8 protein-coding genes are annotated in these 10,662 nt (G+C 57.3%); 7 read left to right on the plus strand and 1 reads right to left on the minus strand.

What is annotated here, in order from left to right; all coding sequences use genetic code 11:
• Nucleotides 1-45: 45 nt before the first annotated feature.
• The 3 genes from rpoC to ACR0B8_RS18320 all read left to right on the plus strand — a co-directional run bounded on the left by rpoC (nucleotide 46) and on the right by ACR0B8_RS18320 (nucleotide 6,291).
• Nucleotides 46-4,287, plus strand: a complete 4,242-nt coding sequence (gene rpoC, locus ACR0B8_RS18310; protein ID WP_226689202.1) for a DNA-directed RNA polymerase subunit beta' — start codon at nucleotides 46-48, stop codon at nucleotides 4,285-4,287.
• A 230-nt stretch (nucleotides 4,288-4,517) separates the two neighbouring features.
• Nucleotides 4,518-5,297, plus strand: coding sequence for a hypothetical protein (locus ACR0B8_RS18315; RefSeq protein ID WP_170350959.1), 780 nt, complete (start codon nucleotides 4,518-4,520; stop codon nucleotides 5,295-5,297).
• A gap of 124 nt (nucleotides 5,298-5,421) precedes the next feature.
• Complete coding sequence (locus tag ACR0B8_RS18320; protein ID WP_226689201.1) at nucleotides 5,422-6,291, plus strand: DMT family transporter; 870 nt, start codon at nucleotides 5,422-5,424, stop codon at nucleotides 6,289-6,291.
• Here ACR0B8_RS18320 and ACR0B8_RS18325 read toward each other — a convergent pair.
• Nucleotides 6,270-7,082, minus strand: a complete 813-nt coding sequence (locus tag ACR0B8_RS18325) for a putative rhamnosyl transferase (protein ID WP_170362283.1) — start codon at nucleotides 7,080-7,082, stop codon at nucleotides 6,270-6,272. The genes ACR0B8_RS18320 and ACR0B8_RS18325 overlap by 22 nt on opposite strands.
• A gap of 396 nt (nucleotides 7,083-7,478) precedes the next feature.
• On the opposite strand from ACR0B8_RS18325, the gene rpsL reads away from it, so the two are divergent.
• The 4 genes from rpsL to ACR0B8_RS18345 form a co-directional block, all read left to right on the plus strand.
• Nucleotides 7,479-7,850, plus strand: a complete 372-nt coding sequence (gene rpsL / locus ACR0B8_RS18330; protein ID WP_005621086.1) for a 30S ribosomal protein S12 — start codon at nucleotides 7,479-7,481, stop codon at nucleotides 7,848-7,850.
• Between the two features lie 15 nt (nucleotides 7,851-7,865).
• Nucleotides 7,866-8,336, plus strand: a complete 471-nt coding sequence (rpsG, locus tag ACR0B8_RS18335; protein ID WP_058283017.1) for a 30S ribosomal protein S7 — start codon at nucleotides 7,866-7,868, stop codon at nucleotides 8,334-8,336.
• Between the two features lie 18 nt (nucleotides 8,337-8,354).
• Nucleotides 8,355-10,472, plus strand: a complete 2,118-nt coding sequence (fusA, locus tag ACR0B8_RS18340) for an elongation factor G (protein ID WP_170350956.1) — start codon at nucleotides 8,355-8,357, stop codon at nucleotides 10,470-10,472.
• A 60-nt stretch (nucleotides 10,473-10,532) separates the two neighbouring features.
• A partial coding sequence (locus tag ACR0B8_RS18345; RefSeq protein WP_254443686.1) for a GTP-binding protein occupies nucleotides 10,533-10,662 on the plus strand: 130 nt, incomplete at its 3' end.

A 10,662-nucleotide genomic window follows, 5' to 3' on the forward strand; every position in this document is an offset into this window, starting at 1 on the left:
GGCTCTTCCTCCCGTCCCCCCTTCCGCAAAATTTGAGGTATCAAAATGAACCAGGAAATCACCAATAACCCGTTCAACCCGCTGACGCCGCCTAAGGTTTTCGACGAGATCAAGGTCTCGCTGGCCAGCCCTGAACGGATCCTGTCTTGGTCCTATGGTGAGATCAAGAAACCCGAAACCATCAACTACCGGACGTTCAAGCCCGAGCGTGACGGTCTGTTCTGCGCGCGTATCTTTGGCCCGATCAAAGATTACGAATGTCTTTGCGGCAAATATAAGCGGATGAAATATCGCGGCGTTGTCTGCGAGAAATGTGGCGTGGAAGTCACCCTGCAGAAAGTCCGCCGCGAGCGTATGGGCCACATCGAACTGGCCGCGCCCGTCGCACATATCTGGTTCCTGAAATCGCTGCCGTCCCGCATCGGTCTGATGCTGGACATGACGCTGCGCGATCTGGAACGCGTTCTGTACTTTGAAAACTATGTCGTCATCGAGCCCGGTCTGACCGACCTGACCTACGGCCAGATGCTGACCGAAGAAGAGTACATGGATGCGCAGGATGCCTATGGCATGGACGCGTTCACCGCGAATATCGGTGCAGAAGCCATCCGTGAGATGCTGGCCCAGATCGATCTGGAAGCCGAAGCCGAGCAGCTGCGCGCTGATCTGGCCGAAGCAACCGGCGAACTGAAGCCCAAGAAGATCATCAAGCGTCTGAAGGTTGTCGAATCCTTCCTCGAGTCGGGCAACCGGCCTGAGTGGATGGTGATGACCGTGATCCCGGTTATTCCGCCGGAACTACGTCCGCTGGTTCCGCTGGATGGTGGCCGTTTCGCGACCTCGGATCTGAACGATCTGTATCGCCGCGTCATCAACCGGAACAACCGTCTGAAGCGTCTGATTGAGCTGCGCGCGCCTGACATCATCGTCCGCAACGAAAAGCGGATGCTGCAGGAATCCGTTGACGCTCTGTTCGACAACGGCCGTCGTGGCCGCGTGATCACCGGTGCCAACAAGCGTCCGCTGAAATCGCTGTCAGACATGCTGAAAGGTAAGCAGGGCCGCTTCCGTCAGAACCTTCTGGGTAAGCGCGTCGACTTCTCGGGCCGTTCGGTCATTGTGACCGGTCCCGAGCTGAAGCTGCACCAGTGTGGTCTGCCCAAGAAGATGGCGCTAGAGCTGTTCAAGCCGTTCATCTATTCGCGCCTTGAAGCCAAAGGTTTGTCTTCGACCGTGAAGCAGGCGAAGAAACTGGTCGAGAAAGAGCGTCCCGAAGTGTGGGATATCCTCGATGAGGTGATCCGCGAACACCCTGTCATGCTGAACCGTGCGCCGACGCTGCACCGTCTTGGCATTCAGGCGTTCGAGCCGGTCCTGATCGAAGGTAAAGCCATCCAGCTGCACCCGCTGGTCTGTTCGGCCTTTAACGCCGACTTCGATGGTGACCAGATGGCGGTTCACGTCCCGCTGAGCCTTGAGGCCCAGCTGGAAGCCCGTGTTCTGATGATGTCGACGAACAACGTTCTGTCGCCTGCAAACGGTGCGCCGATCATCGTTCCGTCGCAGGATATGATCCTGGGTCTGTACTATGTGACCCTGGAACGCGAAGGCATGCCGGGCGAAGGCAAAGTCTTTGGTTCGATCGAAGAAGTCCAGCACGCGCTGGACGCGGGTGAGGTGCATCTGCACTCGAAAATCACCGCGCGGATCACGCAGATCGACGACGAAGGCAACGAAGTTCAGAAGCGTTATGAAACCACTCCGGGCCGTCTGCGTCTGGGTGCGTTGCTGCCGATGAACAACAAAGCGCCGTTCGAGCTGGTCAACCGCTTGCTGCGGAAGAAAGAAGTGCAGCAGGTCATCGACACCGTCTATCGCTACTGCGGTCAGAAAGAGTCGGTTATCTTCTGTGACCAGATCATGTCGATGGGCTTCAAAGAAGCGTTCAAGGCGGGCATCTCGTTCGGCAAGGACGACATGGTTATTCCGGATGACAAATGGGGCATCGTTGATGACACCCGCGGTCAGGTGAAGGACTTTGAACAGCAGTACATGGATGGCCTGATCACTCAGGGCGAAAAGTACAACAAGGTTGTCGATGCCTGGTCGAAGTGTAACGACCGCGTGACCGAAGCGATGATGAGCACGATCTCATCCTCGGATCGGGCAGAGGACGGTTCCGAGCAGGAACCGAACTCAGTCTACATGATGGCCCACTCCGGTGCGCGTGGTTCGGTCACTCAGATGAAACAGCTGGGCGGTATGCGCGGCCTGATGGCCAAACCGAACGGTGACATCATCGAGACGCCGATCATCTCGAACTTCAAGGAAGGCCTGACCGTTCTTGAATACTTCAACTCGACCCACGGCGCCCGTAAGGGTCTGTCTGATACCGCTCTGAAGACGGCGAACTCAGGTTATCTGACCCGTCGTCTGGTAGACGTGGCGCAGGATTGCATCGTTCGTGAGATCGACTGCGGAACCGAGCGTGCGATCACCGCCGAAGCTGCGGTGAACGACGGTGAGGTTGTTGCCTCGCTGGCTGAACGTGTGCTGGGCCGAGTCTCTGCCGATGACGTTCTGCGTCCGGGTACGGATGAGGTGATCGTGGCCGCTGGTCAGTTGATCGACGAACGTATGGCCGACACCATTGACGAAGCCGGTGTTGCGTCCATGCGCATCCGCTCGCCTTTGACCTGTGAGTCTGAGGAAGGCGTCTGTGCGACCTGCTACGGTCGTGACCTTGCGCGCGGTACCATGGTGAACACGGGTGAGGCTGTCGGCATCATCGCCGCCCAGTCCATCGGTGAGCCCGGTACACAGCTGACGATGCGGACCTTCCACATTGGTGGTGTTGCGCAAGGTGGTCAGCAGTCGTTCCAAGAAGCCAGCCAGGACGGTGTCGTTTCCTTCGAGAACCCGCAGATCCTGGTCAATGCCGCAGGCGAAAGTCTGGTCATGGGCCGGAACATGAAGATGGTGATCAAGGACGAACATGGCGAAGAGCGTGCCAGCCACAAGCTGGGCTACGGTTCCAAGCTGTTCGTCAAGGATGGCACCAAAGTGGCCCGTGGCGACAAGTTGTTCGAGTGGGATCCCTACACCCTGCCGATCATCGCCGAGAAAGCCGGTACTGCGAAATACGTTGACCTCGTTTCGGGCATCGCTGTCCGCGATGAGACCGACGACGCAACCGGCATGACTCAGAAGATCGTGATCGACTGGCGTGCGGCCCCCAAAGGCAGCGATCTGAAGCCCGAGATCATTCTGGTCGGTGAAGATGGCGAGCCGGTCCGCAACGATGCTGGCAACCCGGTTCACTATCCGATGTCGGTGGATGCGATCCTGTCGGTCGAAGATGGCCAGCAGATCGAAGCCGGTGACGTTGTCGCGCGTATCCCGCGCGAAGGTGCCAAGACCAAGGACATCACAGGTGGTCTGCCGCGTGTGGCCGAACTGTTCGAAGCCCGACGTCCGAAAGATCACGCGATCATCGCAGAAGCCGATGGTTACGTGCGCTTTGGCCGCGACTACAAGAACAAGCGCCGCATCAGCATCGAACCGGCGGATGAGTCGATGGAAACGATCGAATATATGGTTCCCAAGGGCAAACATATCCCGGTCGCGGAAGGTGACTTTATCCAGAAAGGCGAATACCTGATGGATGGTAACCCGGCCCCTCATGACATCCTGTCCATCATGGGTGTCGAAGCGCTGGCGGATTACATGATCGACGAGGTGCAGGACGTCTATCGTCTGCAGGGCGTGAAGATCAACGACAAGCACATCGAGGTCATCGTGCGCCAGATGCTGCAGAAGTGGGAGATCCTGGATTCAGGCGACACCACCTTGCTGAAAGGCGAACATGTCGACAAGCAGGAGTTTGACGCAGCCAACGAGAAGACCCTCTCGCGCGGTGGCCGTCCGGCTCAGGGCGAACCGATCCTCTTGGGGATCACCAAAGCCTCGCTGCAGACGCGTTCGTTCATCTCGGCGGCGTCGTTCCAGGAAACCACCCGCGTGCTGACCGAAGCGTCAGTACAGGGCAAAAAGGACAAGCTGGTTGGCCTGAAAGAGAACGTCATCGTCGGTCGCCTGATCCCTGCCGGTACAGGTGGTGCAACCCAGGCTGTGCGTCAGGTTGCCCAGTCGCGCGACAACGTCGTGATCGAAGCCCGCCGGGAAGAGGCCGAAGCGGCCGCTGCCTTGGCTGCCCCGATTGTCGAAGACGACATGGTTGGAGACGAGCTGGACGTTCTGGTGGAAACCCCGGAAAGCCGCGAGTAAGCGACTACGATAATCCAAAGATCAGGCCCCGCGATTTCGCGGGGCCTTTTTCTTTGGGTGGCCGCCTGTGCCCTTTGCCTGGATTGAAGCGCTGACAATGGCAAGGGATGGGTCGCAGACTGTGCGGCTCGGTTCGGCGCAAATAAATATGAGCAGTTTTATTCTAGAAAAACCCTTTTCATGGTATGGTTTTTTACGTCTCGCGCACAAATCCACCGGAGATTTGAATTATGAGAGCTGTATTGAAATTGTCTCGTGCATTATCGGTTTTGGGGATTGGCCTGCTGGCGGCATGTAGTGATTACGCCTATGTCGGGATGCCGCAGGGGCAGCCGTCTCGGGAAGTAAAAATTCCCGATGGTACCACACGGCTTATTCCAGTTTCCGCTTCGATAGTGGGTCTTGCCTATGACCAGCCGCGGCGGCGGATTTTCCTGCGCAATCTCCCCGGTACACAGTTGCAGGAACTTGATCGAAATGGCCGCGTTCTACGCACCTTTTCGGCGCAGCGCGTACCGGCCGGTTGCGGAGGGGTTACTCCTGACGACTTCCCGATCAAGGAATGCGGGCTCGCTATTCGGGGTGCAGACGGTCATCTTTTCCTGGATCATCCAAACGGTCTGATGATTTCAGAATTGACGCGCGACGGGCAGTTCGTGCGCCATATCAGGCTTGCGCAGCCACAAGGACCGATAGGCGGGCTGGCCTTCGACAAAAATACCGGCACCCTCTACGTGTTGTTTATTCGTAATCGTCTGATTGCCGAGATTGATCTGAACGGCACCACCAAAAGGGTCATTCGCCCAACCAACCCCTCGGTTGGCGCGGCATTGCAGATTGAGCGCTTTGGCCTCGGGATCAACGCTGAACGCCGTGAGCTCTATGTTGCACTTCAAAACGGCAACCGGCTTGGGGTTTTAAACATGTCCGGAGGGCTGATCGCGACGCATAACCTAAGTGCCGGGGTGACCGTCGAAGGTATCGGCGGCGGGCGCGTCTTTGGATTTTGAGGGCGATTAGATTGTGTCCGGCAAGTTGAGACGTAATTTTCCTGTTCGCCTACTAAGTTGCGTTGACAATAAGTCGATCGATTGAGCCAATGCAGCAATCGACTTTCGACCGGATTCTTTAACCATGACTCCAAACGTGAAAGGCGCGCTGCTGATGATGGGCAGCATGGCCGCCTTTACCATCAATGATGCTCTGATCAAGGCGGCAGGTGCCGAGGTGCCGTTGTTTCAGATGGTAGCAATGCGCGGATTTTTGGCGACGGTTTTGGTGTTTCTGCTGGCGCGTCATCTGGGGGCATTGCATCTGAATTTCCCGCGTCACGACAAATGGCTGGTGGTGATCCGGTGTCTGGCCGAGCTGTCGGCCACGTTCTTTTTTCTGACCGCGTTGCTGCATATGCCGCTGGCCAACGTGACCGCAGTGCTGCAGGCCCTGCCGCTGACGGTCACGCTGGGCGCAGTGCTGTTTTTCCGCGAACAGATCGGGTGGCGACGAGTTCTGGCGATTGTGTTGGGCTTTGTCGGGATGCTGTTGATTGTGCGGCCCGGCCCCGATGGGTTCAGCATATACGCGATCTATGCCTTGATTGCGGTGGCCTCGGTCACGGCGCGGGATTTGATTACGCGGCGGATGTCGGTGCATGTGCCCTCGCTGGCGGTTACCTTGGCGACGTCCCTGACGATTACCGTGTCAGCGGGGATTGCCACGGTGGCAACAGGTTGGGAACCGGTGCCGGTCGGTGCTGGTTTAATGGTGGCATCGGCAGCGGTGTTCGTACTTGGGGGCTATTTGTTCAGCGTCATGGTCATGCGCGTAGGCGAGGTCGGGTTCGTCGCGCCCTTCCGATACTCCAGCCTGATCTGGGCTCTGGGGCTGGGGTGGCTCATTTTCGGGGAATGGCCGGACACGATTACCATGTTCGGGGCAACGCTGGTCGTTGGGGCAGGGCTGTTCACATTATTCCGCGAACGTCAGACGCAGCCCGCCGAGTGAACTTGACGCACAAGGTTCTGATCTATCGCAAAGCGGGCGATGAATTCACCTTCTTGTTCGGGTGTCAGAGGCAACAGCTCAGTCTTAGTGTCACGCGCATTGCGTGAATCGTTAAACTGGTTGAGCGTGCGCACCCACATCGGCGCGTCAGGGTAACTGATGACCGGCATGAAATTCCCGATCCGGTGATGGGCGAAATTCATAATTGTCTGCTCGCAATTTCCACGTACATGCATCGCAAAGCCTATCCCCAACAGGGGGCGCATAACCTGGGCAGCCTGAATGCCATCTGTCCCGAATTCGGCCAGAAAGCCCTTGTTGTAGTCGATGGCGACCGTTCGGTTGTTCTCCATCAGACCATTGCTCTCGTCGACGGCAAGGCGCAGACGTTCGACAAAATCCACTGACACGGCATCATCGTCGTCATGGCGGAATTGAACGCAAGGGTCGCTGGGGTCGTTGCGGGCGGCATTCAGAATCTCTTTCATCACCTTGCGATGTCGACCCGGAGCGCGGGCGATGATCTGAACCTGTGGCATGCCGGCGGTTAGATCGCGCAATCGATCCAGAGAGGGTTTGGGAAGGCAATCACCGATCACGATGAGAAACTGAAAATCCTCGTTGGTCTGTTCTCGAAGGCAGGGCAGTGTAGTGGTTTCGAACAGGCGAAAGCGTTCTTCTAGGCGGGCGGGGTTGTAAAGGTACCGCCGACGTTCTTCGATCGTTTCATGTTCGACTTGAAAGCCACCATAGGCAGGATAGGAAAAGCGGCACAGGCCGATGATTTGCATATTTGATCCGTGGGGCAGCGTGTTGCACAGACTATGCCTTCCCGAAAAGGGTGTCGCAACGGCTGCGGTGCTGGAAATCCCGGAAGGGGCCTGATATTCCCGCATAAACAGACCGGTGAGACACCCATACGGGTGCACTGTTGACACTTGCTCCGACTCCCCCTATTACGCGCGCTATCTCGGTACCGGGGGCCGCCCCATAACCGATTTCAGTAATGGACTGGTCAAGGCCTGAACAATTTTGCAGTTCGCGCCCTCTGATAACCAACCGCGACGTTCACCTCGGAATGGGAACGCTCGCGGGTTTTGCGCTTGTGGACGCATAAGTGCAGCAAGTTTAACCGCACGCAACGCGCGTGCATGTCATGTGTGTTGCAAAACGGGGAAGAAACCGGAATGCCAACTATTCAACAGCTGATCCGCAAACCGCGACAGCCCAAAGTAAAACGCTCGAAGTCCATGCACCTGGAGCAGTGCCCGCAGAAACGCGGCGTCTGCACCCGCGTGTACACCACCACACCTAAAAAGCCGAACTCGGCTATGCGTAAGGTTGCCAAGGTGCGCCTGACCAACGGGTTCGAGGTCATCTCGTACATCCCCGGTGAAAGCCACAACCTGCAGGAACACTCGGTTGTTCTGATCCGTGGCGGCCGTGTAAAAGACCTTCCCGGTGTGCGTTACCACATCCTGCGCGGTGTTCTGGATACTCAGGGCGTCAAAGACCGTAAGCAGCGTCGTTCGAAATACGGCGCGAAGCGTCCCAAGTAAGAAGGAGAGGCTGATATGTCACGTCGTCACGCCGCCGAAAAACGCGAAGTCCTGCCTGACGCCAAGTTTGGCGACAAGGTACTGACCAAATTCATGAACAACCTGATGATCGACGGCAAGAAGTCGGTCGCAGAGCGCATCGTCTACAACGCGTTTGATCGCGTTGAAGGCAAGATCAAGCGCGCACCGGTCGAAGTGTTCCACGAAGCGCTCGACAACATCAAACCGTCGGTCGAGGTTCGCTCGCGCCGCGTTGGTGGTGCAACCTACCAGGTTCCGGTCGAAGTACGCCCCGAGCGCCGCGAAGCCCTGGCCATCCGTTGGCTGATCTCGGCTGCACGCGCCCGCAACGAAAACACCATGGAAGAACGCCTTGCCGGTGAACTGCTGGACGCTGTACAGTCCCGCGGTACTGCCGTGAAAAAGCGTGAAGACACCCACAAGATGGCCGAGGCGAACAAAGCCTTCAGCCATTATCGTTGGTAATCCAAGAGGCTTAGACCAATGGCACGCGAATATCCGCTCGAACTGTACCGTAACTTCGGTATCATGGCGCACATCGACGCAGGTAAGACCACCTGCTCGGAGCGTATCCTGTATTACACTGGTAAATCCCACAACATCGGTGAGGTGCACGATGGTGCAGCCACCATGGACTGGATGGAGCAGGAGCAGGAACGCGGCATCACCATCACTTCGGCTGCGACCACCACTTTTTGGGAACGCACCGAGGACGGTCAGACCGCAGAAACGCCTAAGCACCGCCTGAACATCATCGACACTCCCGGCCACGTTGACTTCACCATCGAAGTTGAACGTTCGCTGGCAGTTCTCGACGGTGCCGTCTGCGTTCTGGACGCAAACGCCGGTGTTGAACCCCAGACCGAAACCGTGTGGCGTCAGGCTGACCGCTACAAGGTTCCGCGTATGGTTTTCGTCAACAAGATGGACAAGATCGGCGCTGACTTCTTCAACTGCGTCAACATGATCGAAGACCGCACCGGCGCACGTGCTGTTCCGGTTGGTATTCCGATCGGCGCCGAGTCCGAGCTGGAAGGCTTGATCGACCTGGTCACCATGGAAGAGTGGCTGTGGCAGGGCGAAGATCTGGGCGCAAGCTGGATCAAAGCTCCGATCCGCGACAGCCTGAAAGACATGGCTGACGAATGGCGCGGCAAGATGATCGAAGCGGCCGTCGAAATGGACGACGACGCGATGATGGAATACCTGGAAGGCAATGAGCCCGACGTTCCGACCCTGCGCGCCCTGCTGCGCAAAGGTACTCTGGAAATCGCGTTCGTTCCGGTTCTGGGTGGTTCGGCGTTCAAGAACAAAGGCGTTCAGCCGCTGCTCAACGCTGTGATCGACTATCTGCCTAGCCCGCTGGACGTTGTTGATTACATGGGCTTCAAGCCCGGCGACGAGGAAGAAGTTCGTGACATCGCCCGTCGTGCAGACGACGACATGGCCTTCTCGGGCCTGGCGTTCAAAATCATGAACGACCCCTTCGTTGGCTCGCTGACCTTCACTCGGATCTATTCGGGCACCATGAACAAGGGTGACTCGATCCTGAACTCGACCAAAGGTAAGAAAGAGCGCATCGGTCGTATGATGATGATGCACTCGAACAACCGGGAAGAGATCGAAGAAGCGTTTGCAGGCGACATCATCGCGCTGGCGGGTCTGAAAGACACCACCACCGGTGATACCCTGTGTGACGCGAAGGATCCGGTGGTTCTGGAAACCATGACCTTCCCCGATCCGGTGATCGAGATCGCGGTTGAGCCCAAAACCAAGGGCGACCAAGAGAAGATGTCCCAGGGTCTGGCCCGTCTGGCCGCCGAAGACCCGTCCTTCCGTGTGGAAACCGACCTGGAATCGGGTCAGACCATCATGAAGGGCATGGGCGAACTTCACCTGGACATCCTGGTGGACCGTCTGAAGCGCGAATTCAAGGTCGAGGCGAACATCGGTGCACCGCAGGTGGCATACCGTGAGACCATCTCGATGCCGGTCGAACACACTTACACCCACAAGAAACAATCGGGTGGTTCGGGTCAGTTCGCCGAAGTCAAGCTGGAGATCCAGCCGACCGAGCCGGGCGAAGGCTATTCCTTCGAAAGCCGCATCGTTGGTGGTGCCGTTCCGAAGGAATACATCCCGGGTGTTGAAAAAGGCATCAATTCGGTCATGGATAGCGGCCCGCTGGCTGGCTTCCCCGTGATCGACTTCAAGGTTGCCCTGCTGGACGGTAAGTTCCACGACGTTGACTCGAGCGTACTGGCGTTCGAAATCGCATCGCGGATGTGTATGCGTGAAGGCATGCGCAAAGCTGGCGCAAAACTGCTGGAACCGATCATGAAGGTCGAAGTGATCACCCCGGAAGAATACACCGGCGGTATCATCGGCGACCTGACTTCGCGTCGGGGCCAGGTGTCTGGACAAGAGCCGCGCGGCAACGCGATCGCCATCGATGCGTTTGTTCCGCTGGCCAACATGTTCGGCTACATCAACACTCTGCGTTCGATGTCGTCGGGTCGTGCCCAGTTCACCATGCAGTTCGACCACTACGATCCGGTTCCGCAGAACATCTCGGACGAGATTCAGGCGAAATACGCATAAGCGAAGATTTGAGGGAGCGCGGCTAACGCGCTCCCTTCATTACCGAAAAAGGAGGCCATCATGGCAAAGGAAAAGTTTGAGCGTACAAAACCGCACGTCAACATCGGCACGATTGGGCACGTTGACCACGGTAAAACCACGCTGACCGCAGCAATCACCAAGTATTTCGGTGACTTCAAAGCGTATGACC

Source organism: Ruegeria sp. BH6, assembly GCF_056538105.1.

Coding starts and splice junctions, on each gene's coding strand:
- rpoC (WP_226689202.1), top strand. CDS start 46: ATGAACCAGGAAATCACCAATAACCCGTTCAACCCGCTGACGCCGCCT.
- ACR0B8_RS18315 (WP_170350959.1), top strand. CDS start 4,518: ATGAGAGCTGTATTGAAATTGTCTCGTGCATTATCGGTTTTGGGGATT.
- ACR0B8_RS18320 (WP_226689201.1), top strand. CDS start 5,422: ATGACTCCAAACGTGAAAGGCGCGCTGCTGATGATGGGCAGCATGGCC.
- ACR0B8_RS18325 (WP_170362283.1), bottom strand. CDS start 7,082: ATGCAAATCATCGGCCTGTGCCGCTTTTCCTATCCTGCCTATGGTGGC.
- rpsL (WP_005621086.1), top strand. CDS start 7,479: ATGCCAACTATTCAACAGCTGATCCGCAAACCGCGACAGCCCAAAGTA.
- rpsG (WP_058283017.1), top strand. CDS start 7,866: ATGTCACGTCGTCACGCCGCCGAAAAACGCGAAGTCCTGCCTGACGCC.
- fusA (WP_170350956.1), top strand. CDS start 8,355: ATGGCACGCGAATATCCGCTCGAACTGTACCGTAACTTCGGTATCATG.